The 25397-nt window shown below is 74.1% G+C and carries 20 protein-coding genes and 1 pseudogene; 14 read left to right on the top strand and 7 right to left on the bottom strand.

The window, feature by feature from the left end; translation table 11 throughout:
- The first annotated feature begins 47 nt into the window (after nucleotides 1-47).
- The gene (locus tag ABD345_RS11920) at nucleotides 48-1319 is read left to right on the top strand and encodes a cell division protein PerM (RefSeq protein ID WP_344551973.1); all 1272 of its coding nucleotides are present in this window, start codon (nucleotides 48-50) and stop codon (nucleotides 1317-1319) included.
- A 159-nt stretch (nucleotides 1320-1478) separates the two neighbouring features.
- Here the strand turns inward: ABD345_RS11920 and ABD345_RS11915 are convergent, their stop codons facing one another.
- Together ABD345_RS11915 and ABD345_RS11910 are read right to left on the bottom strand one after the other, a co-directional pair.
- Complete coding sequence (locus ABD345_RS11915) at nucleotides 1479-1871, bottom strand: hypothetical protein (protein WP_344551972.1); 393 nt, start codon at nucleotides 1869-1871, stop codon at nucleotides 1479-1481.
- On the bottom strand, nucleotides 1868-2179 hold the full coding sequence (locus ABD345_RS11910) for a hypothetical protein (protein WP_344551971.1): 312 nt from the start codon (nucleotides 2177-2179) through the stop codon (nucleotides 1868-1870). The genes ABD345_RS11915 and ABD345_RS11910 overlap by 4 nt, the downstream gene beginning before the upstream one ends.
- A 407-nt stretch (nucleotides 2180-2586) precedes the next feature.
- On the opposite strand from ABD345_RS11910, the gene ABD345_RS11905 reads away from it, so the two are divergent.
- A complete protein-coding gene (locus ABD345_RS11905; RefSeq protein ID WP_344551970.1) occupies nucleotides 2587-3633 on the top strand; it encodes a Scr1 family TA system antitoxin-like transcriptional regulator in 1047 nt (348 codons plus the stop codon).
- 52 nt (nucleotides 3634-3685) lie between these two features.
- Here ABD345_RS11905 and ABD345_RS11900 read toward each other — a convergent pair whose 3' ends face one another.
- Nucleotides 3686-4309, bottom strand: coding sequence for a DUF4153 domain-containing protein (locus ABD345_RS11900; RefSeq protein WP_344551969.1), 624 nt, complete (start codon nucleotides 4307-4309; stop codon nucleotides 3686-3688).
- Between the two features lie 364 nt (nucleotides 4310-4673).
- Here ABD345_RS11900 and purN point away from each other — a divergent pair, with 364 nt between their 5' ends.
- Nucleotides 4674-5333, top strand: coding sequence for a phosphoribosylglycinamide formyltransferase (gene purN, locus ABD345_RS11895; protein WP_344551968.1), 660 nt, complete (start codon nucleotides 4674-4676; stop codon nucleotides 5331-5333).
- A complete protein-coding gene (gene purH / locus ABD345_RS11890; RefSeq protein WP_344551967.1) occupies nucleotides 5330-6913 on the top strand; it encodes a bifunctional phosphoribosylaminoimidazolecarboxamide formyltransferase/IMP cyclohydrolase in 1584 nt (527 codons plus the stop codon). The genes purN and purH overlap by 4 nt, the downstream gene beginning before the upstream one ends.
- Nucleotides 6914-7002: 89 nt before the next feature.
- Here purH and ABD345_RS11885 read toward each other — a convergent pair whose 3' ends face one another.
- Nucleotides 7003-7755 carry an RDD family protein gene (locus tag ABD345_RS11885; protein WP_344551966.1) on the bottom strand — a complete coding sequence of 251 codons (753 nt, stop codon included), beginning with the start codon at nucleotides 7753-7755 and terminating at the stop codon, nucleotides 7003-7005.
- 133 nt (nucleotides 7756-7888) lie between these two features.
- Nucleotides 7889-8320: a DUF2752 domain-containing protein gene (locus ABD345_RS11880; protein WP_344551965.1), complete on the bottom strand. Its 432-nt coding sequence runs from the start codon at nucleotides 8318-8320 to the stop codon at nucleotides 7889-7891.
- A gap of 346 nt (nucleotides 8321-8666) precedes the next feature.
- Here ABD345_RS11880 and ABD345_RS11875 point away from each other — a divergent pair, with 346 nt between their 5' ends.
- From ABD345_RS11875 to ABD345_RS11845, 7 genes and pseudogenes are all read left to right on the top strand, one after another.
- Nucleotides 8667-9521, top strand: coding sequence for a bifunctional methylenetetrahydrofolate dehydrogenase/methenyltetrahydrofolate cyclohydrolase (locus ABD345_RS11875; RefSeq protein WP_344551964.1), 855 nt, complete (start codon nucleotides 8667-8669; stop codon nucleotides 9519-9521).
- Nucleotides 9522-9583: 62 nt separating this feature from the next.
- Nucleotides 9584-9940, top strand: a complete 357-nt coding sequence (locus ABD345_RS11870; protein ID WP_344551963.1) for a DUF3017 domain-containing protein — start codon at nucleotides 9584-9586, stop codon at nucleotides 9938-9940.
- Nucleotides 9941-10108: 168 nt separating this feature from the next.
- Nucleotides 10109-11101, top strand: a complete 993-nt coding sequence (locus tag ABD345_RS11865) for a malate dehydrogenase (RefSeq protein ID WP_344551962.1) — start codon at nucleotides 10109-10111, stop codon at nucleotides 11099-11101.
- 84 nt (nucleotides 11102-11185) lie between these two features.
- Nucleotides 11186-12499, top strand: coding sequence for a hemolysin family protein (locus ABD345_RS11860; protein ID WP_344551961.1), 1314 nt, complete (start codon nucleotides 11186-11188; stop codon nucleotides 12497-12499).
- Nucleotides 12500-12528: 29 nt separating this feature from the next.
- Nucleotides 12529-13566: a tryptophan--tRNA ligase gene (trpS, locus tag ABD345_RS11855; protein WP_344551960.1), complete on the top strand. Its 1038-nt coding sequence runs from the start codon at nucleotides 12529-12531 to the stop codon at nucleotides 13564-13566.
- Nucleotides 13566-14123: a 2'-5' RNA ligase family protein gene (locus ABD345_RS11850; RefSeq protein ID WP_344551959.1), complete on the top strand. Its 558-nt coding sequence runs from the start codon at nucleotides 13566-13568 to the stop codon at nucleotides 14121-14123. The genes trpS and ABD345_RS11850 overlap by 1 nt, the downstream gene beginning before the upstream one ends.
- A gap of 110 nt (nucleotides 14124-14233) precedes the next feature.
- Nucleotides 14234-15967: pseudogene (locus ABD345_RS11845) on the top strand (stealth family protein); the annotation flags it as partial.
- A gap of 33 nt (nucleotides 15968-16000) precedes the next feature.
- Here ABD345_RS11845 and ABD345_RS11840 read toward each other — a convergent pair.
- Nucleotides 16001-18418, bottom strand: coding sequence for a CDP-glycerol glycerophosphotransferase family protein (locus tag ABD345_RS11840; RefSeq protein ID WP_344551958.1), 2418 nt, complete (start codon nucleotides 18416-18418; stop codon nucleotides 16001-16003).
- 99 nt (nucleotides 18419-18517) lie between these two features.
- Nucleotides 18518-22120 (bottom strand): bifunctional glycosyltransferase/CDP-glycerol:glycerophosphate glycerophosphotransferase, encoded by a 3603-nt coding sequence (locus ABD345_RS11835; protein ID WP_344551957.1) that lies wholly within the window; start codon nucleotides 22118-22120, stop codon nucleotides 18518-18520.
- A gap of 140 nt (nucleotides 22121-22260) precedes the next feature.
- Here ABD345_RS11835 and ABD345_RS11830 point away from each other — a divergent pair, with 140 nt between their 5' ends.
- The 3 genes from ABD345_RS11830 (at nucleotide 22261) to ABD345_RS11820 (ending at nucleotide 25286) form a co-directional block, all read left to right on the top strand.
- The gene (locus ABD345_RS11830) at nucleotides 22261-23259 is read left to right on the top strand and encodes a glycosyltransferase family 2 protein (protein WP_344551956.1); all 999 of its coding nucleotides are present in this window, start codon (nucleotides 22261-22263) and stop codon (nucleotides 23257-23259) included.
- A gap of 123 nt (nucleotides 23260-23382) precedes the next feature.
- Nucleotides 23383-24339: a YihY/virulence factor BrkB family protein gene (locus ABD345_RS11825; protein ID WP_344551955.1), complete on the top strand. Its 957-nt coding sequence runs from the start codon at nucleotides 23383-23385 to the stop codon at nucleotides 24337-24339.
- A gap of 83 nt (nucleotides 24340-24422) precedes the next feature.
- Nucleotides 24423-25286: a class I SAM-dependent methyltransferase gene (locus ABD345_RS11820; RefSeq protein WP_344551954.1), complete on the top strand. Its 864-nt coding sequence runs from the start codon at nucleotides 24423-24425 to the stop codon at nucleotides 25284-25286.
- Nucleotides 25287-25397: the final 111 nt, after the last annotated feature.

Genomic DNA, 25397 nt, shown 5'->3' with positions numbered 1-25397 from the left:
TCGCCCGTTGACACCCCTCAACGGGTGGCCTTGGCAGCATGAGGGCCATGACGCAGCTGATGGGCCGTCCGATCCTGGGACTGCCGAGCGACTTGGACGGCCGCTCCACCCTCTCCGACCTGCTCGCCGGCGTCCGCACCGCGCTGCTCACCCTGTCCGTGATCGCCGTCCCGGTGTTCGGCCTGTGGGTGCTCGCCCCGTACGGCGACGACACCGCCCAGGACGCGGCCCGGGCGGTCTTCGGACTCTGGCTGCTCGGCCACGGCGCCCCGCTCGCCCGCGGCCCGGGCGCCGCGCCGGTGACCGTCGTGCCGCTGCTGCTCACCGCCGTCACCGTCGTGCTGCTCTCCCGCGCCGGACACCGCCAGGCCCGGCGCACCCGGGGGCGCGGATGGATCCGCTGGCGCTCCCCGCTCACCGTGTACGCCGGGTACCTGCTGGTCGCGGCCGTCGCCGTCGCCCAGTGCGCCGACCCGCAGGCGATGCTGCGCTCCCGGGCCGTCGCCGACCTCGCCGCCGTCGCACTGCTCGCCGCCGCCGCGCTCGGCCACGGCCTGTGGAGCGGACTCGGCCGCCCCGCCCGCCTGCCCCGGCTGCCGCTGCCGCCCGCGCTCTGGCCGGACGGCGCCGCGGCCGCCACCGGACGGGCCCTGGCCGGATGGCTGCTCGCGCTGACCGCCGCCGGCGGGGCGGTGCTCGCCGTCGCGGTGCTGCTCGGCTCCGCCGGGCAGCAGGCGCAGCGGCTCGGCGGCGGCGCGGCCGGTTGGCTCGGGATGCTGCTCGCCTGCCTGAGCCTGGTGCCCAACGCGCTGGTCTGGTCCGCGAGTTACGCCCTCGGCGTGGGCTTCGCGGTCGGCACCGGCAGTCACGCCGGACCACTGGGTACCCGGCTCGGCCCCGCCCCGGACTTCCCGCTGCTCGGCCTGCTGCCCGCCGACCGCGGCCCCGACTGGCACCTGCTGGCCTGCGCGGCGGCCGCCGCCGCGGCGATCACCGCCGCCCTGCTCACCGGCCGCGCCGCCACCCGCTGGACCGCCGCCCAGACCGCGGCCGTCGCCACCGCGACCGCCCTCGCCGCCGGGCCGCCCGCGCTGCTGGTCGGGCACCTCGCGGGCGGCGCCCTCGCCCCCGGGCGGATGTCCGAACTCGGGCCCGTGCCCTGGCAGTTCGCGCTGGCCCAGACCGCCTGGCTACTCGCCCTCGCGCTGCCGGGGGCGCTGCTGCGGCGCTGGTGGCTCGGCCGCCGGGGCGACGGCGCGGGGCCGGTGCTCCGCGCCCGGGTGGGGGCGTACCGGCTGGTGTGCCGACTCGCCGCGTAGGCGCGGCGGGGCGCGGGGGACCGCGCGCGTCGGGAGGTGAACGCCTGCGAGCTGGGCGGTGAGTCGATGTCACCTCGCGATCTCGCGGCGGGTGCCCGGTGGCTCGCGCAGTTCCCCGCGCCCCGGACCGGCGGCACGCGAGGTGCTGCGCGCGGGTGCTCAGTGCGGAAGGGCGGGGAGGGCCTGGTACGCGCCCCGGCGCAGCAGGTCGGCGAGCCGGGCCGCGAAGTCGTCCGGGTCGGTCGACTCCGCACCGGTGCGCTCGACCAGGACGACGTACACCCGCTCGTCCGGCAGTCGCAGGTCCCGGGGCGTCGGATCGGCGCACAGCGTGCGGTCGCCGAGCAGGTGGTCGCAGTGCCCCTGCTTGATCGCGTCCCGCAGGTCGGCCCACTCGTCCGGGTTCAGGTACAGCACGGTGCGCGGATCGGTGGCCCGGGCGATCGCCACCCCGCGCGCCGAACTCGCCAGCACCGCCCCGTCCAGGTCGTCGCCGACCGCGTGCCAGTCCAGCCCCGGATGCCCCTCCGGGTAGTACTCGACCGGGATCACCGCCCCACCTCCAGCGGCGGGATGGTCGGCTCCACCTCGGGCCCGTCCACCTCGACCCACAGCCGCTCCCAGCGGTCCCCCGAGACGTGCCCGAACCGGTCACCCGTGTGCAGCACCCGCAGCACCTCCTCCGCGAGGTGGTGCCCCGGCTGCTCCACCAGTCGGAGGGTGATCCGGAACCCGCCGTCCCCGGACTCCTCCACCAGCGGCCGGCGCCCCGCCAACTCGCTCAGCCTGTCCCCGATCCACCGGGCCCGGGCGGCGGCGCCACCCGTTCCGGCGCCGTCGACCTGTTGCTGTGCCAGCATGCTCCCGCTCCCTTTCAACGCCGGCCCTTGTCGGACTCAGCTGCCTGATCGATTGATTTGGCCATCAGCTCGGATTCGTCCCATCCACCGCGGGTGCAGGCGCGGGCGCGAGACCACCCGGGTGCACGGGTACCTCCGTCCCGCCCCCGAGCGGCCGGACCCACATCAGCCCGCACCACTCACCCATGTACCGGACGAGCCGGTTGGACTTGAGGTCAACCACCAGTTGGCCGACCACCGAAGGCCGGAAGGGAGCGTGCGGAAGCACATGAGGCCCCACGGGTACGTCCTGTGCGCTCACTCTGCGCTCCGATCCTTCGGCAGTGTGTGACCAGCATCGGCATCCGCGGCTACGATCGAAAGTGTTTGGAGTAAACACCTGGCGGTTTCGACTGAGGAGAACGCGCTTGCGCATCAACGAACTTGATCCCTCGTCATCTCCGCTGGCAGCCCTGGGTTGGCAGTTGCGCGAGCGGCGGCAGCAACAGCGGCTCACCCAGGACGAGTTGGGGGCGCTGGTGAACTACACCGGCGCGTACGTCTCGATGATCGAGAACGGGAAGCGCCGCCCGCCGGTCGAGTTCATCCGCGCCGCGGACCGGGCGCTCGGCGCGGCGGGCGCGCTGGAGGGAACATGGTGGATGATCGGCCACACCGCTTTTCACGGCGGGTTCCCGGAGTACGTGGGGCTTGAGTCGACTGCCCGCCGAATTCAAGTGTGGGAAGCCGGAATTGTGCCCGGCATCGCACAGACCGAGGAGTACGCGCGGGCGTTGGAGGCCGGCTACGTGGAACGGGGGTCGGTCACGCCCGAGCAAGCCGCGGAGCGGGTTGGCGTCCTGCTCGGCAGGCAGGCCCCGTTGTACCTGCCGAATCCGCCGGAATTGCACTTGGCGCTCGACGAGAGCTGCATCCGTACTGTGATCGGTTCACCCGAAGTAACGATGCGGCAGTTGGACTGGCTGATCGAACTGGCGGCGCGCCCCAACGTCGTCCTCCAGGTCGTGCCGTTCGCCCGTGGTGCGAAGCGCCCCTTCACGCACATGACCATCCTCCTGACGATGGCTGATGGTGCGTTGGTCGGCTATACGGAGACGCATCAGCGGGGCTACGTCGAACATGAACGCGAAAGCGTGATGGGCTGGTTGGACGAGTATCATCGCCTGCAGATCGAAGCTCTCCCCCCGGCTGACTCCCTCGTGCTGATCAGCAAGGCTCGGAAGGATCTGTGCAACATGATCCCCGTTGACGCGGTCAATGCCGCTTGGTTCAAGTCCAACTATTCCGGCGGCGGTGGTGCGTGCGTGGAGATCAGCACCTCCCACGCGCAGTCCCACGGCGTGGTGCTGGTCCGTGACAGCAAGAACCCCGAGGGCTCGTACCTCACCCTCCCCGCCGCCTCCTGGCGCGCCTTCGCGGACGCGGCCGGCAGCGGAGCCTTCGCCGCTCTCTGAAGTCCTGGCAGACAGCAGAGAACCCCCGGCCGTTCCGGCCGGGGGTTCTCGTTTATTCGTCGGCGACGTCGTACAGGTTGCTCAGCCAGGCGGGGACGTCGTACTCCTGGGCGCAGCTGTGGGCGGACTCCTGGGTGACGGCGCTGTCCCGGCAGTCCAGGTAGTCGCGGTAGGCGAACTGGATGCCGAAGACGCCGAGCGAGACCACCAGGGCGAGGCCGCCGGTCAGCAGGGCGCTCAGCGCGGCGGGGACCTGGGGGCGGACCGGGCGGGGGGAGAACGGGTCGGCGGCGGGTTCGGCCGGGGTGCGCAGGACGGTGACGGCGTACCAGACGGCGAGCAGGGAGAGCGGGAAGGCCAGCCAGTACAGGCCGAACAGCACCGCGAGCAGGGCGGCGAAGCCGGAGAGCAGGGCGTTGCGGGCGGTGCGGTGGGCCGGGTCGGCCGGGTCGAGCTTGGGCGGGGCGGGCTGCTGCGGGCCCGGCTGCTCGGGGCGGTGGCCCCACGGCGGGGGCTGCGGGCGGTCCTCCTCGGGCTGCCCGTCCGGCCGCTGACCGGACGGTTGCGGGCCGGACGCCGGCGGCTGCGGGGTACGGGGGCGCCAGGGCTGGTCGGGCGCGCCGGGCGGTGGGGGCGCGAAGGGGTTGCGCTCGCCGCTGTCCTCGCCGCTGCTCATGGTGTCGGCCGTTTCTGCTCGTCGGATGGCCCGCCCCGTCGGTGGGGGAGTGGGCGGCCCGGAACAATGATCCCCCAGCCGGTTCCCGGCCGTACGGCACCCTGCCGGATCGGTCCGGGCGGCCGGGGCCGGGCGCGAGATCCCCGTCTCAACTACGCGCGTAGCGTTGCCTGCTGGTTACGGGCGGCCTCCCACCAGCCGTTATCGTGGTGACGGTCGGCAGCATCCGACGGTTCCCGGGGCCGCAGCGCCGCGGCCGCCCGGCGACCCGCCGCCGTCGCTCCCGACCTGCCGCCGCCCGTAGTGGCCCCACCGACGGTGGACGTACCAGCGGGCGACACCCCGACGTACGGAGAATCGCGCCGTGGCTGCCGCTGACGCCCAAGTGTTCCCGCCCCGGACCCCCGGACCGGCCCGGCTGGTGGTACTGGTCTCCGGCTCCGGCACCAACCTCCAGGCGCTGATCGACGCCGCCGCCGACCCCGGCTACGGCGCCGAGATCGTCGCGGTGGGCGCCGACCGCGACGGCATCGCCGGCATCGAGCGGGCCGAGAAGGCCGGCATCCCGGTCTTCGTCCAGCGGATCAAGGACCACGCCGACCGGGCCGCCTGGGACGCCGCGCTGACCGCCGCCGTCGCCGCCCACGCACCGGACCTGGTGGTCACCGCCGGGTTCATGAAGATCCTCGGCCCCGCCTTCGTCGGCGCCTTCGCCGGGCGCACCGTCAACACCCACCCCGCGCTGCTGCCCGCCTTCCCGGGGGCGCACGGCGTGCCCGACGCGCTGGCGTACGGGGTGAAGGTCACCGGCTGCACCGTGCACCTGGTGGACGGCGGGGTCGACACCGGGCCGATCATCGCCCAGGGCGTGGTGGAGGTCGAGGACGCCGACCACGCCGACGGCGGCGAGGCGCTGCACGAGCGCATCAAGACTGTCGAGCGCAAGCTGCTCGTCGAGGTCGTGGGCCGGCTGGCCCGCGAAGGACACCGCATCGAAGACCGAAAGGTATGGATTCCGGCATGAGCGCCGCTTCCTCCGCCAACAAGCCCGTCTCCGAGAACGTGCGCCCGATCCGGCGCGCGCTGATCAGCGTCTACGACAAGACCGGGCTGGAGGAGCTGGCCCAGGGGCTGCACGCCGCCGGGGTCGCCATCGTCTCCACCGGCTCCACCGCCGGGAAGATCGCCGCCGCGGGCGTCCCGGTCACCGAGGTCTCCGAGCTGACCGGCTTCCCCGAGTGCCTGGACGGCCGGGTCAAGACCCTGCACCCGCGGGTGCACGCCGGCGTGCTGGCCGACCTGCGCCTGGAGTCGCACCGCGCGCAGCTCGCCGAGCTGGGCGTCGAGCCGTTCGACCTGGTCGTGGTGAACCTGTACCCGTTCACCGCCACCGTCGCCTCCGGCGCCACCCCCGACGAGTGCGTCGAGCAGATCGACATCGGCGGCCCGTCCATGGTCCGCGCCGCCGCGAAGAACCACCCCTCGGTGGCCGTCGTGGTCGACCCGGCCCGCTACGCGGACGTGCTGACCGCCGTGCAGGGCGGCGGCTTCGACCTGCTGACCCGCAAGCGCCTGGCCGCCGCCGCGTTCGCGCACACCGCCGCGTACGACGTCGCGGTGGCGAGCTGGTTCGAGGAGTCGGGCTACACCGGGTCCGAGGCCGCGTTCCCGACCTTCCTCGGCGACACCTGGGAGCTCGGCAACGTCCTGCGCTACGGCGAGAACCCGCACCAGCAGGCCGCCCTGTACACCGACGGGACGGGCGGCCTGGCGGGCGCCGAGCAGCTGCAGGGCAAGGAGATGTCCTACAACAACTACGTGGACACCGACGCGGCCCGCCGCGCCGCGTACGACCACGCGGGCCCGGCCGTCGCCATCATCAAGCACGCCAACCCGTGCGGCATCGGCACCGGCGCGGACGTCGCCGAGGCGCACCGCAAGGCGCACGCCTGCGACCCGGTCTCCGCGTACGGCGGCGTGATCGCCGTCAACCGCCCGGTCACCGTCGAGCTGGCCGAGCAGATCGCCCCGATCTTCACCGAGGTCGTCGTCGCCCCCGGCTACGAGGACGGCGCCCTGGAGGTGCTGGCCAAGAAGAAGAACCTGCGGGTGCTGCGCGCCCCCGAGGCCCCCGCCGACGCGGTGGAGTCCCGCCGGATCTCCGGCGGCCTGCTGCTCCAGCAGGTCGACCGGGTCGACGCGGCCGGCGACGACCCGGCCACCTGGACGCTGGCCACCGGCGCGGCGCTGTCCGCCGACGAGCTGGCCGAGCTGTCCTTCGCCTGGCGGGCCTGCCGGGCCGTCAAGTCCAACGCGATCCTGCTCGCCAAGGACGGCGCCTCGGTCGGCGTCGGCATGGGCCAGGTCAACCGGGTCGACTCCTGCAAGCTCGCCGTCGAGCGGGCCGGCGAGCGCGCGGTCGGCTCCTACGCCGCCTCCGACGCGTTCTTCCCGTTCGCCGACGGCCTGGAGATCCTGCTCGCCGCGGGCGTCAAGGCCGTGGTGCAGCCCGGCGGTTCGATCCGCGACGAAGAGGTGATCGCGGCCGCCGAGAAGGCCGGCGTGACCATGTACCTCACCGGGACCCGGCACTTCTTCCACTGACCGCCGCCGGCCGTCGGGCCGGTGACGCCGAGGGCCCCGCACCCCAGCCGAGCTGGGGTGCGGGGCCCTCGGGCGTTCGCGCGGTGCCGCTACTTCTTGATCACGACGGTGCTCGCCGCGCGGTCGTGCCAGCCCTGCAGCTTGCCGGAGTTGTCGAAGAACGGCGACAGGTAGACCAGCAGGGTGCCGACGCCGCACAGCAGGTTGCCCACCATCGGGATGATGAAGCGGATGAAGCCGCCGCCCACGCCCGGGTGCTGGCCGTCGTGCTCGCGCACCACCCGCAGGCCCAGCGCCATCTTGCCGATCGTCGCGCCGGCCAGGCCGACCAGCAGCCACTCGTACAGCAGGCCGAACACGGCGATGACGGCGAGCAGGCCGAAGAACGCCAGGACGATGTTGGTGCCGGCCTGCGTGTTGCTGTCGAGGCAGTCGTTCCAGGCCGTGGAGCCGGCGTCGTAGACGGTGCAGTCCTTGGTGGCCTTGTCGCTCAGGCCGACCGCGCCCGCCAGGCCGGCGGCCATCGCGATGCCGACGATCACCGAGGTGACGATGTAGTCCAGCAGGCGGGCCAGGAAGCGCTGCCCCATGGTGGCGATCCGGACGGTGCCGAGGTTCGCGATGCTGATGTAGCCGTTGTTGGCCTGGATCGTGCCGGGCGGCTGCGGGTAGCCGTAGCCGGGCTGCGGCGGCACCTGCTGCGCGTAGCCGTACGGCTGCTGCGGCTGGCCCTGCTGCGGGTAGCCGTAGCCGGGCGGCGGCGGGGCCTGCTGCGGGTAGCCGTAGCCGGGCGGCGGGGGCTGCTGGCCGTACGGGTTGTTCGGGTCGGGCGGGTAACTCATCGGTGCCTCCGGGCAGGAAGGAACGGGGACGGACGGGAAAAACCTTGGGGACGGGCTGTGGACACCGACCGCGGGGCAGATTAGCGGACGGCTCCGACGGGCCCCGGGCGACGGCCGCGGACCGGTCGGCCGTTCATGACCGCAGCAGGCCGAGCCGGGCCAACTCCCAGACCCAGGCCACCACCAGGGCCGCCCCCACCAGCACGTTGCGGCCCGCGTACGACAGCGACCGCCAGCGGCGCCCCGGACCGAACGGCCCGCACACCAGCGCCACCGCGGTCAGCGCCGTCACCGGGTTCGCCAGCAGCGCGGCACCCCACCGGCCGTGGCCCGCCTCGACGAACACCGTGGTGCTGCCGCACAGCGGACACGGCACGCCGGTCAGCAGCCGCAGCGGGCACAGCACCCCCGGATCGTGCGCGTCGTGCGCCACCGCCACCGCGGCCGCCGCACCGGCGACCAGCGAGGCCCGCAGCGCCACCCGCAGCACCGACCCCGGCACCGTCCCGGCCGACCGCCGCCAGCGGGCCGCCCACGCCGCCCCGGCGGCCCCGGGGGCGCTCACGGCCGCACGGGGGCGCGCGACGACCCGGCGGTGCCCGCGCCGCGGACGCCGCACGGCGCCGGTCTGCTCGGTCCGCTCATGATCGTTCTTCCCCCGGTGTCGTGCCCCCACCGGCGACAGCCCGTCACCAGGACCCGGTACGGCGGGGATTGTCGGGCCATCGTCGTCCGTACCACACCGCGCTGTCCAGCGTCGGCCGGAACCCGGACCGGACCGTGGCCCAACCGCGACGGGACCGGTACGCTCCGTGCTCCCGCACCCGCCGGCGGCGGCCCGCGCGGTGCGCCAGGTCCGGCAGGCGGCCCGGCGGCGCGGCCCGCACCCCCGATCCGGGAGAATGGGGGGCATGACTGCCCAGATTCTCGATGGCAAGGCCACCGCGGCCGCGATCAAGTCCGAACTCGCCGTCCGCGTGGCGGCCCTCAAGGAACGGGGCATCGTCCCCGGCCTCGGCACCGTCCTGGTCGGCGACGACCCGGGCAGCCGGTGGTACGTCAACGGCAAGCACCGGGACTGCGCGGAGATCGGCATCGCCTCCATCCAGCGCGAACTGCCCGCCACCGCCACCCAGGAGGACGTCGAGAACGTCGTCCGCGAGCTCAACGCCGACCCGTCCTGCACCGGCTACATCGTCCAACTCCCGCTCCCCAAGGGCCTGGACGCCAACCGCGTGCTCGAACTCATGGACCCGGACAAGGACGCCGACGGCCTCCACCCGACCTCGCTCGGCCGCCTCGTCCTCGGCATCGACGGCCCGCTGCCCTGCACCCCGCTCGGCATCGTCGAGCTGCTCCGCCGCCACGACGTCGCCATCGACGGCGCCGAGGTCGTCGTGGTCGGCCGCGGCATCACCGTCGGCCGCTCGATCGGCCTGCTGCTCACCCGCCGCAGCGAGAACGCCACCGTGACGCTCTGCCACACCGGCACCCGCGACCTCGCCTCGCACCTCAAGAACGCCGACATCATCGTCGCCGCCGCGGGCGTCCCGCACCTGGTCAAGCCCGAGGACGTCAAGCCCGGCGCCGCGATCCTCGACGTCGGCGTCTCCCGCAGCGAGGGCAAGATCGTCGGCGACGTGCACCCCGGTGCCGCCGAGGTGGCCGGCTGGATCTCCCCCAACCCCGGCGGCGTCGGCCCGATGACCCGCGCCATGCTCCTCAACAACATCGTCGAGGCGGCCGAGCGCCGCGCCGGCGTCTGACACCGGTGCCCGGCGTCACGCGGCGCGGCCGTCGCCGCCCCCCCGTCACCACCCAGGGCACCGTGCCCCCCGAGGGGGCCGCGGCCGCGCTCGGCCGCGGCCACGTGCTGCCGCTGCGGCAGTGGCCGATAACGCTGGTCCTGCTGGTCGCCGCGGCGGGCCTGCTGATCACCTGGCAGGGCCACTTCCGGCTCGGCCTGCTCGCGGTCGGCGCCGCGCCCCTGCTCGGCGCGCTGCTCCGGCTCGGCCTGCCCGACGTCGGCATGCTCGCCGTCCGCAGCCGGTTCACCGACGTCACCCTGATGTTCGTGCTCGGCGGCGTGATCGTCCTGCTCACGCTGGTGGCCCAGCCCGACCCGTGGCTGCGGGTGCCGGTGCTGGAGAACATCGGACGGCTGATCGGGCACCCGATGCGGTAGGCGGGGCGCGCGGAGCCCGGGGCGCGGCGCATCGGTCGCCGTGCCCCGGTCGGTGGCGGTCACGGCCTTGCGATAGCCTTGCCCAGGTCTCTCGATATCGAGAGATCATCCTCGGCTCCAGCGCGCCGGTGTGCCTGGGGCACCTGGCGATCGCAGGAGAAGGCTGAAATGACTCGCACCCCCGTCAATGTCACCGTCACCGGAGCCGCCGGCCAGATCGGCTACGCGCTGCTCTTCCGCATCGCCTCGGGTCACCTGCTGGGTGCCGACGTTCCGGTGAACCTGCGCCTGCTGGAGATCCCGCAGGGCCTCAAGGCGGCCGAGGGCGTCGCCATGGAACTGGACGACTGCGCGTTCCCGCTGCTGCGCGACATCACCATCACCGACCAGGCGAACGTCGCGTTCGACGGCGCCAACGTCGCGCTGCTGGTCGGCGCCCGTCCGCGCACCGCGGGCATGGAGCGCGGCGACCTGCTCTCCGCCAACGGCGGCATCTTCGGCCCGCAGGGCAAGGCGATCAACGCCAACGCCGCGGACGACATCAAGGTCCTGGTGGTCGGCAACCCGGCCAACACCAACGCCCTGATCGCCCAGCGCAACGCCCCGGACGTGCCGGCCGAGCGCTTCACCGCGATGACCCGCCTGGACCACAACCGGGCCGTCGCCCAGCTGGCCAAGAAGGCCGGCGTGACGGTCGAGGACGTCAAGAAGGTCACCATCTGGGGCAACCACTCGGCCACCCAGTACCCGGACCTGTTCCACGCCGAGGTCTCCGGCAAGGCCGCCTTCGACGCCGTGGGCGCCGACCAGGAGTGGGTCGAGAACTTCTTCATCCCGAAGGTCGCCAAGCGCGGCGCCGAGATCATCGAGGTCCGCGGCGCCTCCTCGGCCGCCTCGGCCGCGAACGCCGCCATCGACCACGTGTACACCTGGGTCAACGGCACCCCGGCGGGCGACTGGACCTCGATGGGCATCGTCTCCGACGGCTCGTACGGTGTGCCGGAGGGCCTGATCTCCTCCTTCCCGGTCACCACCAAGGACGGCAAGTTCGAGATCGTCCAGGGCCTGGACATCTCGGAGTTCGACCGCAAGCGGATCGACGCCTCGGTCGGCGAGCTCGCCGAGGAGCGCGACGCGGTGCAGGAGCTCGGCCTCATCTGAGCGCCTCCCCACCGCGGCTGAACGGCCGGGCACCCGTCGGGTGCCCGGCCGTTCTCCTGCGGGCGGCCGCCCTACACTCGGGCCGTGAGCGAAACCCTGCAGGACGCCGCGCTCGTCCTGGTGTTCATCATGTTGGGCGGGCTGTTCAACGTCGCCGAGATCGCGCTGATCTCGCTGCGCGAGGGGCAGATTCGCACCCTGGAGGCGGCGGGTTCGCGGCGGGCCGCGCGGGCCGCGCACCTGGCGGCGGACCCGAACCGGTTCCTGGCGGCGGTGCAGGTCGGGGTGACCTGCATGGGCTTCCTGTCGGCGGCGTTCGGCGCGGACACCCTGGCGGGCAAACTGGCGCCGGTGTTCGTCCGGGCGGGCCTGTCCGAGGGCGTCGCGGACGCGGTCGCGCTGGTCGGCCTGACCCTGGTGATCTCCTACGCCTCGCTGGTGCTGGGCGAGTTGACGCCCAAGCGGATCGGCCTGCAGCGGGCCGAGTCGATCGCGCTGCTGGCCGCGCCGGTGGTGGACGTGATGTCGGTGGTGCTGCGGCCGGTGATCTGGCTGCTGGGCCACTCGACCAACCTGATGGTGCGGCTGCTGGGCGGCGACCCGACCGCCGGGCGCGGCGTGATGAGCCCCGAGGAACTGCGCGGCCTGGTCGCCGCCAACACCGAACTCGGCTCGGACGAACGCGAGTTGATCAACGAGGTGTTCGCGGCGGGGGAGCGCCAGCTGCGCGAGGTGATGGTGCCGCGCACCGAGGTGACCTTCCTGGACGGCGACCGGCCGGTGGCCGAGGTCCGCAACGAGACCGACTCCGCGCCGCACTCCCGCTACCCGGTGGTGGAGGGCTCCTACGACGCGGTGACCGGCTTCGTGCACGTCCGCGACCTGTACGGGGCGCGCGGCGAGCGGGCCGTCCGGGTCGCCGAGCTGGCCCGCCCGGTGAAGCTGCTGCCCGCCACCAAGCGGGTGCTGGAGGCGATGAGCGAGATGCGCCGGGAGGGCCACCACCTGGCGATCGTGGTCGACGAGTACGGCGGCACCGCGGGCATCGTCACCCTGGAGGACCTGGTCGAGGAGGTGATCGGCGAGATCCGCGACGAGTACGACGCCCAGGACACCACCGCGACCCGGCGGCTGGCCGGCGGCGGCGTCGAACTGGACGGCCTGCTCAACCTCGCCGACTTCACCGGGGAGACCGGCCTGGTCCTGCCCGAGGGCCCGTACGAGACGGTCGCCGGGTTCGTGGTGCGCGAGCTGGGCCGGCTGCCCCGCAAGGGCGACCAGGTGGTCACCGACACCGGGGCCCGGCTGACCGTGGCCCGCCTGGACGGGCGGCGGATCGAGCGGCTGCGGGTGAGCACCGTCACACCGGCGGATCCGGTGGGCCCGGAGGTTTCCTGACCGGCCGGGGGAACTGGAACAATGGCCTCATGGTCAACGCAGCGGTCACCGGTCCCGTGAAGGACCGCCCCCGGGTGCTCTCCGGCATCCAGCCCACCTCGGGCTCCTTCCACCTGGGCAACTACCTCGGCGCGGTGCGCCAGTGGGTCGACCTGCAGGAGGCCAACGACGCCTTCTACATGGTCGTCGACCTGCACGCGATCACCGTCGAGCAGGACCCGGCGGTGCTGCGGCAGAACACCCGGATCTCCGCCGCCCAGCTGCTCGGCGCCGGCCTGGACCCGGAGCGCTGCACCCTGTTCGTGCAGTCCCAGGTGCCCGAGCACGCGCAGCTGGCCTGGGTGATGAACTGCCTCACCGGCTTCGGCGAGGCGTCCCGAATGACCCAGTTCAAGGACAAGTCCGCCAAGCAGGGCAGCGACCGCACCACGGTCGGCCTGTTCACCTACCCGGTGCTGATGGTCGCCGACGTGCTGCTCTACCAGGCCGACGCGGTGCCGGTCGGCGAGGACCAGCGCCAGCACCTGGAGCTCACCCGGGACCTCGCGGACCGCTTCAACACCCGCTACGGGCAGACCTTCACCGTCCCCGAGCCGTACATCCTCAAGGCCACCGCCAAGATCCAGGACCTCCAGGACCCGGCCGCGAAGATGAGCAAGTCCGCGGCCACCGACAAGGGCCTGATCAACCTGCTCGACCCGGCGAAGGCCAGCGCCAAGAAGTTCAAGAGCGCGGTCACCGACACCGACACCGTCGTGACCTACGACGAGGCGGCCAAGCCCGGCGTCTCCAACCTGCTGCGGATCCACTCCGCGCTCAGCGGCCTGAGCGTCGACGAGCTGGTCGCGCACTTCGAGGGCAAGATGTACGGCGCCCTGAAGACCGAGCTGGCCGACCTGTTCACCGAGTGGGTCACCCCGTTCCAGGCCCGCACCCAGCAGTACCTGGACGACCCGGCCGAGCTGGACCGGGTCCTCGCGCTGGGTGCCGAGAAGGCCCGCGCGGTGGCGTCCGAGACGCTCGCCGAGGTCTACGACCGGGTCGGCTTCCTGGCGCCGAAGCGCTGATGCCGACGGCTGCCGTCCCCGAAGGTGCCGGCCTCGACGAGGCCGTCACCATCGGCGTCTCCATACACGTCCCGGAGCCCTACGGCAGCCGGGTGCAGGACGCCCGGGCCGGGTACGGCGACCCGCAGGCCCGGTCGATACCGACCCACGTCACCCTGCTGCCGCCGACCGAGACCCGCACCGGGTTCCTGCCCGGGATAGAGCGCCACCTGCGGGCGGTGGCCGCCGCCCAGCGCCCGTTCCGGATGCTGCTGCAGGGCAGCGGCACCTTCCGCCCGGTCTCCCCGGTGGTGTTCGTCCGGGTCGAGGAGGGCGCCCAGGAGTGCCGGGTGCTGGAGGCCGAGGTCCGCTCCGGCCCGCTGGCCCGCGAGCTGGCCTTCCCCTACCACCCGCACGTCACCGTCGCCCACGGCCTGCCCGAACCCGTCCTGGACACCGCCTACGAGCGGACCAAGGGCTTCCGGGCGGTCTTCGAGGTCACGGAGTTCGTGCTCTCACGGTTCGGGGCGGACGCGGTCTGGCGCCCCTGGTCGGCGTTCCGCTTCGGCGGCGCCTGACCGTCCGGCCCGTGATTTCTGACAGTTCTCTGGGAATCGTTTGCCTTTACTTTGTTTGAGGTTGCACCGTTGTTACCGTCGCCGTGGTTACGGCGGGCTCAGGAGTGGCGATGGCAACCAAACAGGCAGTTCCCCCGTCGGTCCGACGGGTGGTCGGCCGCGCCATGCGCCGGTACGGACTGCTCCCCCCGGTACCCCCGCCGCCGCCCCCGCCCCCGCCGCCGCCCGCCCCGGTCGACCCGCAGCGGCTGCGCGAGGACGAACTGGCCGCCGCCCGCCCCGGGCTGGTGCGCCACCGCGGCCGGCTGGCCGAGGTCCGCGACGACCTGCTCGACCCGCAGGCCCGGCAGGCCAACCTGGCCGCCGTCGCCGAGGCGCTGGACGCCGCGGGCGTCCGCTACCTGCTGATCCCCGACCGCGGCGCCCGCTACCGCCTGGGCGTGCTGCCGGGCGGCCGGGCGGCCGCGCTGGCCGCCGTCGCCGAGGCGTTCCGCGGCACCCCCCGGTACGCCGCGATGCTCGGCCACGGCCGGGTGCACGGCACCGTCCTGGCCGAGTCCCTGCCGGACGCCGTGGCTGAGCACGAGACGCCCCCGCCGCCGCCGGAGGTCCCCGAGGGAGAGGAGCCGCCCCCGGCGCCGGAGCCCCCGGAGGCGGTCAAGGGCGTGCGCCTGTACCAGCCGGTCGTGACCGGCGGGCGCACCCTGTACTACGGCGAGGAGCACGGCTGCGACCTGGAGTTCTGGGACGCCGCCGACACCCCCACCGGAGGCGTCGCCTCGATCGACGAGACCCCGTACGGGTGGTGGCTGCCCTCGATAGAGGCGGCCGGCACCGTCCGGGTCGGCGAGCGCGACTACCCCGTCGCGGAGGCGTTCCTGCACGACCTGCCCGAGGACGTCCGCTTCCCGGTGGACGCGGTGTACACCTGGGTCGACGACGGCGACCCGGCCTGGCAGCGCCGCCGCGCCGCGGCCCGGGCCGAGCTGTTCGGCGGACCGGCCCCCGAGCAGGTGCACGCCGCCCACGACGACGGCGACCACCGCTACCGCAACCACGACGAGCTGCGCTACAGCCTGCGCTCGCTGGCCATGTACGCCCCGTGGATCCGGCGGATCTTCCTGGTCACCGCCGACCAGGTGCCGTCCTGGCTGAACGACGAGGTGCCCGGCCTGACCGTCGTCCCGCACCGGGAGATCCTGCCCGGCGGCCCGGTGTTCAACTCGCGCGCGATCGAGACCGGCCTGCACCGGATCCCCGGCCTGGCCGAGCACTTCCTCTACTTCAACGACGACATGTTCCTGGGCCGCCCGGTCCGCCCCGAGGACTTCTTCCTCGGCAGCGGCCTGCCCCGGGTGTTCCGGGACAGCCGGATGATCCCGCCGAGCACCGGCACCCCCGACCCCGACGTGTACGTCGCGGGCCAGCAGAACACCCGGGCCCTGCTGGAGGCCGAGCACCACCGGGTCTACTCCCGGGTGCTCGCCCACGTCCCGTACCCGCTGCGGCGCAGCCTGCTGGAGGAGGCCGAACGGCGCTGGCCGGAGGAGCTGGCCGCCACCGGCCGCTCGGCCTTCCGGTCGGCCGACGACGTCGCCCCGGTGACCCTGGCGCTCTTCCACGCCCAGCTCGGCGGCCGCGCCGTTGACGGGCGGCTCGCCCACGAGTACAAGGCGGTGGACTGCGTCGCGGACCGCGACCGGCTGGCCCGGCTGCTCGCGGAGCGCGACGTGGACGCGTTCTGCCTGGCCGACGGGGCCGGCGACGGCACCCCGGTGGAGGAGCAGGGGCGGGCGATGGCCGAGTTCCTGGCCGCCTACTTCCCGGTGCCCGGACCGTTCGAGCTGCCCGACCCGGTCGAGCTGCCCGGCCCGGCCTCAGCCCCCGCCGCCGAGCGCGAGCGTCCGGTCGACCACGCGGGCGGCGGCCCCGCCGTCGTCCAGGGGGCAGAAGCGCTCCCGGAACCGGCGTCGGGCATCCCGGTGCAGCGCGGGGTCGAGGTCCCGTAGCGCCGCCACCACCTGCTCGGAGCGGGACAGCAGCGGGCCGGGCGCCCGGCGTTCGAAGTCGAAGGTGAAGCCGCGCAGGGCGTCCCGGTAGTGCGCCAGGTCGTAGGTGAAGAACAGCATCGGACGGTCGGTCAGCGCGAAGTCGAACATCACCGAGGAGTAGTCGGTGACCAGCACGTCCGCGACCAGCAGCAGGTCCTGCACGTCCGGGTAGTCGGCGACGTCGCGGACGAAGCCGTCGTCCGGCAGCGCCCCGCCGACGTGCACGTGCGGGCGCAGCAGCAGCACGTGGTCGCGGCCCAGCGCGGCCCGGGCGGCGGCCAGGTCGAGCCGCAGGTCCAGGGCGTGCCGGCCGCCCGGCCCCGGCCGGTCGTCGCGCCAGGTCGGGGCGTACAGCACCACCCGGCGGCCGGGGGGCAGGCCGAGCCGGCGGCGGATCGCGGCGGCCTCGGCCGGGTCCGGGCGGGCCAGCCGGTCGTTGCGCGGGTAGCCGGCCTCCAGCACCTCGCCCCGGTACCGGAAGGAGTCGCGCAGCTCCGGGGTGGCGAACGGGCTCGGCGACACCAGCAGGCTCCACTGCCGCACCTCGTGCTCCAGCCGCCGCAGGTAGCCGTCGTCGGCGGCCCAGCCGGGCGGCAGCCGGTGCGCGATCCGCTTCAGCGGGGTGCCGTGCCACAGCTGCACCACCACCTGGCCGTCGCGGCGGCGCAGGAACTCCGGGAAGTGCGTGTTGCCGACCAGGTAGCGGCAGGTGGCCAGGGCCTCGTACCACTCGGGGCTCCACTGGCGGACCGCGCGCACGCCCGCCGGGGGCCGCTCCTGCCCGTCCTCGACCACCCACAGGTGCTCCAGGGGGCCGCCGCGGCGGGCGAGTTCGGCGTGCACGGCGCGCGGGTTGCAGGCGTAGCCGCGGCCGCCGAACACGTCGTACAGCACCGCCTCGCGCAGCGGGCGCCGCCGGGCGGCCGGGTAGGCGTCGGTGCGCAGCCGGTGCTGGCGGTGGGCGCTGCGCTCGACGGCGGACAGGACCGGGAGGCTGTCCACGATCAGGGTGTCGTGCCAGCGGCGCTGCAGCAGGAAGGACTTGCCGCCGGCCGCGGCCCGGGCGGGCAGCAGCGGCAGCACCGAGGGGTGCAGCCGCACCGGCCGCCCCTCCCCGCCGGGGCCGGGCGGCCGCAGCAGGGCCTCCCAGACGCCCTTGGCGAGCGGGCGGGGCACGCCGTCCGGTCCGGGCGGGGCGAGCGGCAGCCGGGCGGTGAACCGGCCGTCCGGGGCGGTGCGGACGGGGGAGCGGCGCTCGCGGCCGTCGCCGGTGTGCCGCAGGACCAGCTCCAGCGGGAGGTCCGCGGCCCCGGGGAACTCGCCGGACAGCTCGAAGGCGCCGTCGGCGGGGGAGATCCGGTCGATTCGGGGTTCGGCCGGCCGGACCTGGAACTGCAGCCGGTCGTCGGCGAGCTGCCTGGCCTGGAGGGTCAGTCCGCCGCCGGGCAGCGGGAGTTGGCAGCGGCCCTGCGGCGGTCGGTCCAGCCGCAGCGGGGCCGGGCCGTCGGGCAGTGCCAGGGCGGCGTCCCAGTGTCCGGGCGCGGGGCGCGGGACGGTGCCGACCAGTGCGGTGAACTCGCCGCCCCGCCAGTCGGCCTCGGTCTGCAGCAGTTCGCCGGTGTCGCGGTGCCGCAGGACCAGCGGCCCGCGGCCGGGGCCGGCGACCCGGCCGCGCAGCTCGAAGCCGTCGGGCCGGGCCAGGCAGGAGGTGAGCCGGACGGCCGGGCGGCTCGCGGTCAGCCGCAGGACCCCGTCGTCGGCGGCGGCCGCCAGGTGGACGCCGTCGTCGCCCCAGCCGGCCGGGGGGTACTCGCCGCCGCCGCACCAGTGCGGGGCGAGCGGGGCGCGGGCCAGCAGCCGGCCGCGGCTGACCACGGCCTCGACCCGCCAGGTGGCGTCCGCCCGGCCGGGGCGGGGGCGCAGCGCGGCGGGGTCGAGCCCGGCCGTGAAGCCGGTCCAGTCGAGGCCGTGCCGGGCCTGCGCGCTGTCGTCGGTGGCCTCGGGCAGGTAGCGGGGGACGGTGCGCAGCCGGACGGTGCGCCGGGAGCCGTCGAGGGGGCGCAGTTCCAGGACGACCCGGGTCTGGCCGGGGTGCTCCCCGGGGTGGCCGACGAGCCGGCCCTCGCCGTGCAGCACCAGGAGGCCGCCGTCCCAGGCGGCGTGGCGCAGCGCGGCGACGGCGGTGGGGGCGTCGGACCGCCGGGTGCGGTCGGCGGGGGGGCGGTGCCGTACGGGGGAGGGCATTTGCGATATCCCAGCGCAACGGCCCGGCCAATGTCAATTCCCTCCACTTCGGAGAAGTGGAGGGAATTGAAATGCTTTTATCGGAATTATTGGGGGGTTTTACCGGGCCGACCCGGCGGAGCCCTTCTCGCCCTCGGCGAGCAGCGCGTCCACCACCCGGGCCGCGGCCCGGCCGTCGTCCAGGTCGCCGTACGCCTCGCGGAACGCCGCGTACTTGTCGGCGTACTCGGCGCTCACCCGGGGCAGGTCGCCGAGCGCGGCGACCACCTCGGCGGAGGTGCGCAGCAGCGGGCCGGGCGCCTGGGCCTCGAAGTCGAAGCTGAAGCCGCGCAGGTTGTCGCGGTAGTGCTCCAGGTCGTAGGTGAAGAACAGCACCGGGCGGCCGGTGTTCATGAAGTCGAACACCGACGCCGAGTAGTCGGTCACCAGCACGTCGGCGACCAGCAGCAGCTCGGCCGCGTCCGGGTAGGTGCTGACGTCCCACACGTAGCCGTTGCCGGCCTCGGCGATCTGCCCGCGCACCACCTCGTGGCCGCGCACCAGCAGCACCTGGTCCTCGCCCAGGGCGGCCCGGGCCGCCTCCAGGTCGAGCTGCAGGTTGAGCTGGTAGCCGCCGTCGGGCAGCCGGCGGTCCTCCCGGAAGGTCGGCGCGTACAGCACGACCTTCTTGCCCTCGGGCAGGCCCAGCTGCTCGCGCACCCGCTCGGCGGTCTTCTCCCGGTCGGCGGCGAACAGCAGGTCGTTGCGCGGCGAGCCGCTCTCCAGCACCTCGCCCTCGAAGCCGAAGGCCCGCCGCAGCACCGGCGCCGACCAGCGGTTGCCCGCCGTCAGCAGGCTCCACTGCGGCACCTCCTCCTTGAGGTGCTTCAGGTACCCGGAGTCGGTGAACCAGACCTTCTCGAAGTCGGTGCCGATCCGCTTCAGCGGCACGCCCTGCCAGGTCTGCAGGACGACCTGGCCCGGACGGCGGCGGAAGTACGTGGGCAGGTGGGTGGAGGTGACGATGTACTTCGCGGTGGACAGCGCCCGGAACCACTCGGGGGAGCGGTGCCGCACGCACTCGGCGGTCTGCGGCAGCTCGGCCTGCAGGTCGACCGAGGTCCACAGGTGGCGCAGCGGCAGGCCGCGGCGCACCAGCTCCTCGTGCACCGCGCGCGGCGAGTCGCCGTACAGCCCGCCGTCGGCGGCCCACCAGTCCTCCCGGACGGTGTGGTACAGCACGGTGTCGGTCAGCGGGCCGAACTCCTGCTCGGTGTAGGCGAGCCGCAGCAGGCGCTGCCGGTGGCCGCTGCGCTCCTCGGGCGCCAGCGAGTCGTGCGACTCCAGCGCCAGGCTGTCGAAGCCGCGGCGCTCCAGGGCGACCCGCTTGCCGCGGGCCTCCAGCTCCAGCGGCAGCGCCTCGAAGGTCCGGACGTCCAGCGCGGCGGACGGCCACAGGCTGTCGACCGGGGCGCCGACCGGGCGGAACAGCACCGCCCAGGTGCCCTTGTGCAGCGGCACCCGCCCGGCGAAGGACGCGGTCGGCACGGCGGGCAGCGCGGCCCGGAAGCGGCCGTCGGCGATCTCCACCGGGTAGGCGTGCTCCTCCTGGCGCTTGGGGTGCCGGATCACCAGCTCGTAGCGGTGGACGCCGGGCAGCGGGAAGGAACCGCTGACCACGAAGCCCTCGCCGTCGGGAGCGGCGAGCACCTCCTCGATCACCGGCTGCAGCACCTGGTCGCACAGCTGCAGGTAGCCGGACGGGGAGGGCTTGGCGTACAGCGCCCGCCCGCCGTCGCCGAGCGGCAGGTGCAGCTCGACCGGGGCGGCCCGGTCGTCCAGCACCAGCGACAGCGCGCTGCCGTCGGCGAGCTTGAGCTCCAGGTCCCAGCGGTCCCGGGTGCGCTCCTCGGCGGTCGGGTCCAGCGCGTCCCAGGACTCGCGGACGGCGGTCAGGTCGGCGATCCGCACCCGGGTGGTGAACGGCAGCTCGCGCCCGACCGGGGTGCCCAGCTCCAGCTCGGAGAACAGCTCGCGGTCGGACTCGACGTGCTTGAGCCTCAGCTCGGCGCCGGCCAGGTCCGGGCCGGAGCGGATCAGGCCGTTCAGCTCCAGGACGCCGTCCCGCGCCGAGGCCGCGACCGCGCGGGCGCGCACCCGCTCCACCCGCAGCAGCAGGTGGCCGTCGCGCGACCAGGGCACGATCCGGACGTCGTCCTCGATCCAGTGCGCCGGCGGGTACTCGCTGCGGTCGTGCCAGCCGACCGACACCCGGCCCTTGTACACGCCGCCCTTGCCGACCCCGGCCACCAGCACCCGCCAGGAGCCCTCCTTCCAGCTGCCGCGGGACTTGAGCCGCTGCGGGTCGATGGACGCGGCGAAGCCCGCCCAGTCGCAGCTGTACAGGTCGTGCGGGGAGCTGGAGGTGGCCTCCGGGCTGAACTGCGCCTTGGTCTGCACGGCCACCACGCCGCGGCCCTTGGCCTCGCGCAGGATCAGCGCCTTGACCATGTCGTGCTTGTTGGCGGCGCCCAAGTGCTCGGGGAACGCGTGGCCGGTGACCTTGAGCCGACCGTCCTCCCAGTGCGCGTCGTACACCCGCGAGCGCATCACCAGGGCGTTCTTCAGCCGCAGCACGTCGGCGGGCACGCTCTTGCGGCCGCCGCGCAGGAACGGGTAGTCGGCGTACGGGCGCAGCAGGCCGCGGGCCGGGGCCGCGCCGTTGCTCTCGCGCTCGAAGCGGAGCTGCTCGATCAGCTCCTCCAGCCGGCCCTGCAGGGTCAGGTGGTACTTCAGCCGCAGCGGCGCGCGCAGCTTGCGGACCGGCTCGGGCCCGATGGCGCGCAGCAGCCGGCCGACCGACTCCAGGTAGGCCGCGTTGTACTCCGCGTCGCCCTCCAGCACCGACCCGAAGAACATCGGGATCTCCTCGACGAGGTTGTTCTCGTCGTAGGTGCGCAGGTACTTGCGGAACTTCGGGTCGCCCTGCGCCGACAGCCAGTCCCGGACCAGCTCCATCGACTTGACCCGGTCGATGACGCCCTTCGGGTTGGTCTTCATCTGGGTGATCGACATCTCGCCGACCTCCCGCTCGCGCCAGTGGTAGATCGGCTCGGCGAGCACGTCGACCCGGCGGGCCAGGAAGTGGTGCGGCACGCTGACCGGCGCGTCCTCGTACAGGATGCCCTCGGGGTACAGCACCCCCGCCCCGTCGAAGAACGAGCGGCGGTAGACCTTGTTCCAGGCGGTGCGGTCGGTGATCAGCGCCGGGATCTCGGTGATGTGGGTGCGCAGCCGGGTCGCCGCGAACGGCTTGCGGTGACCGCCGGACTGGTAGTGGCCCACGGCGCGGAAGCGCAGCACGTTGCCGGTGCAGAAGTCCGAGCCGGTCTCGTCCAGGGTGCCGATCATCAGCTCGTACGCGGACGGCGGCATGGTGTCGTCGCTGTCGACGAACGCCAGGAACTCGCTTCCCTCGGAGACGTTCCGGTAGCCGGTGTTGCGGGCCGCTCCCAGGCCCTTGTTGACCTGCTGGACGAGCCGGAAGCGGGAGTCCTTGGCGGCGTACGCCCGGGCGATCTCGGCGCTGGAGTCCTTGGAGCCGTCATCGACCATGACGCACTCGAAGTCGGCGAAGGTCTGGGCGGCGATCGAGTCGAGACACTCCTCCAGGTAGCGTTCGACGTTGTAGATCGGGACGACGACGGACAGGCGGGGGGCCATCGGGAGCGCAGAGCCTTTCCTCGGGAGTGCGACCGGCGGGCCCGCGCAACGCACGCAGAGCGGACCGGCACCGGCGGCGATCCTACCTCTCGGGGCTTGCTAGTCTGCGCCAGGCCAGGCCAGGTCGGGAGAGTGAAGAGATGCCGCGGTTCAGTGTGGTCGTGCCGGTGCACGCCGTCGAGCAGTACCTGCCCGCGTGCCTGGACTCGGTCCTCGGCCAGTCCTTCGCCGATTTCGAACTGATCGCGGTGGACGACCGCTCGCCCGACGGCTGCGGGGCCCTGCTGGACGCCGCGGCCGCCCGCGACCCCCGGGTCACCGTCCGCCACCTGCCCGAGAACGTCGGCCTCGGCCCGGCCCGCGACGCCGGCACCGAACTCGCCACCGGCGACTACGTGCTCTTCCTGGACAGCGACGACACCCTCACCCCCGGCCTGCTCGCCGCCGTCGACGCCCGGCTGCGCGCCACCGGCGACCCCGACCTGCTGGTGTTCGACTACGCCCGCAGCTACTGGGACGGCCGCGTCACCCGCTCCGCCTCCGCGCCCGTCTTCGCCCGGCCCGGCCCCGAGGCGTTCGCCCTGGACGAGCGCCGCGACCTGCTCGACCTGCTGCAGGTCGCCTGGAACAAGGCGTACCGCCGCGGCTTCCTGGCGGACAACGGCCTGTCCTTCCCGCCCGGCTACTACGAGGACACCCCGTTCACCTACCCGGCGCTGCTCGCCGCCGAGCGGATCACCCTGCTCGACACCGTCGGCGTCCACTACCGGCAGCGCCGCGAGGGCGGCAACATCCTCGCCACCGCCTCCCGCAAGCACTTCGACGTCTTCGCCCAGTACGACCGGGTCTTCGCCTTCCTCGACGCCCGCCCCGACCTGGACCGCTGGCGCCCCACCGTCTACCGGATGATGCTCGGCCACCTCGCCACCGTGGTCTCCAAGCCCGGCCGGGTCCCGGCCGGCGACCGCCGCGAGTTCTTCCGCCGGGCCGCCGAGCACTGCGCCCGGCACCGCCCGGCCGGCTACCGGCCCGCCCCCGGCCGCGAGGGGCTGCGCGGCGAACTGCTCGGCCGCGGCAACTACCTCGGCTTCCAGGGCCTGCGGATGCTCGCCCGGGCCCGCCGCGCCGTCCGCCGCTAGGCCGGCTCGGCCGGACCCGGCCGCTCCGCCGGACCCGGCCGCCGCCGGCCGCTCCCGGGGTTCCCGCCGCTCCCGGGGTTTCGCTCCCGCCCCCGGGGCCCGGGCGGCGGTATACAGCCAAGGGTGGACTTCCTCACCAAGCTGCCCCTGATCGGCCCGCCGGCCGCCCGCCTGCTGCGCAGCCGCCCCTACCGGGTGTACCTGCTGTTCGACGGGGTCCAGGGCAACCGGCTGGCCGGGGCGGTCACCTTCTTCGGCTTCCTGGCCCTGTTCCCGCTGCTCACCGTGGCCCTGGCGATCGCCCTGGCCACCCTCTCCGACTCCCGGGTGCGCCAGCTCCAGGACAAGGTCACCGAGCAGCTGCCCGGCCTCTCCGACTCGCTCGACCTGAACGCCATGGTCGCCAACGCCGGCACCGTCGGCCTGGTCTCCGGCGTCCTGCTGCTGGTCTCCGGCCTGGGCTGGGTGGACACCATGCGCGGCGCCGTGCGCACCGTGTGGCGGCTGCCCGACGAGCGCGGCAACCCGGTCCTGGTCAAGGCCCGCGACTGCGTGGTGCTGCTCGGCCTCGGCCTGGTCTGCCTGCTCTCGCTGGCCGCCTCCGCGCTCGCCACCACCCTCGCCCACCGGCTCGCCGACGGCCTCGGCCTGCACGGCGGGGCCGCCCGCTGGCTGCTGTCCGCGCTGGGCTTCCTGATCGCGGTCTGCGCCGACCTGCTGCTGTTCGCCTACCTGCTCGGCCCGTTCCCGCGGATCCGCGGCCAGCACCGCCGCGCCCTGCTGGAGGGCGCGCTGATCGGCGCGGTCGGCTTCGAGGTGCTGAAACTGCTGCTCTCCTCCTACCTGGGCTCGGTGGCCGGCCGCAGCCTGTACGGGGCGTTCGGCGTGCCGGTGGCCCTGCTGCTGTGGATCGACTTCGTCGCCCGGCTGCTGATGTACTGCGCGGCCTGGACCGCGCTCGCCGACCCGGAGGAGGCCCGGCTGCGGGCCGTCCGACAGGCCGAAACGGCGCTCGGCGAGGCGCTCGGATCCAGCACGGGGAAACCCGGTCCTGACACTGTCTCAGATCCGGACGAATGACTATGATCCCGCTCACATCAGTCAGTCCCCCGCTGACCGTACGCCGCCGCGCCCCGCGCCCCGGCCCACTCCCTGGAGACCGTGTGTCCGCACTCGACACCACTGCCGCTCCCACCGTCCCGGCCACCCCCGAGGACGTCCCCGGCTGGTTCTTCCGCGCCGACCGGGAAGCCTTCACCCAACTGCTCTCCCGGCAGAGCGCCGCCGGCACCACCGGCGACCTGCTGGAGATGGGCGCCTACCTGGGCCGCTCGGCGGTCCTGCTCGGCGGTCACCTGCAGCCCGGCGAGACCTTCACCGTCTGCGACCTGTTCGACCTCGACGCGCCCGACGACGACAACTCCGCCGAGATGGACATGTCCTACCGCAGGACGCTCACCCGGCGCGCCTTCGAGACCAACTACCGGGCCTTCCACCCCGAACTCCCGGTGATCGTCCAGGCCCCCACCTCGGTGCTCGCCGACGGCCGGATCGCCCCCGGCAGCTGCCGCTTCGTCCACGTCGACGCCTCCCACCTGTACGAGCACGTCACCGGCGACATCCTGGTCGCCCGCGAGGCGCTCGCCGGGAACGGCGTGGTCGCCCTCGACGACTACCGGGCCCCGCACACCCCCGGCGTGGCCGCCGCCGTCTGGGAGGCCGTCTTCGTCCTCGGACTGCGGCCGGTGCTGCTCACCCCCGAGAAGTTCTACGGCACCTGGGGCGACCCCGACGCCGTCCGGGCCGACCTGCTCGACCGGGACTGGCGGGCCGAGGGCTTCCGGCTCGACGAGGAGCACCTCGCCGGGCAGCTCTGCCACCGACTGGCCTGGGACGAGCCGCCGGCGCCCCGCCGCCCGGCCGCCCGGCCCCGCTCGCTGCCGCGCCGGATCGCCCTCGACGTCCTGCCGCCGTTCGCCACCCGGGCGGTGCGCCGCGCCCTGCGCACCGTGCGCGCGGCCGCCTGACGCACCGCCCGCCGCCCGGTCAGCCCCTCGACCGGGCGGCCGGGCGGCGCAGCACCCGCAGCGGCAGCAGGCCCGCCACGACGGCCACCGCGCACACCCCCACCAGCGACC

Origin of the sequence: Kitasatospora saccharophila (assembly GCF_039529925.1) — a bacterium.
Lineage (GTDB): Bacteria > Actinomycetota > Actinomycetes > Streptomycetales > Streptomycetaceae > Kitasatospora > Kitasatospora saccharophila.
This window is presented reverse-complemented; position numbering and strand designations above follow the sequence as displayed.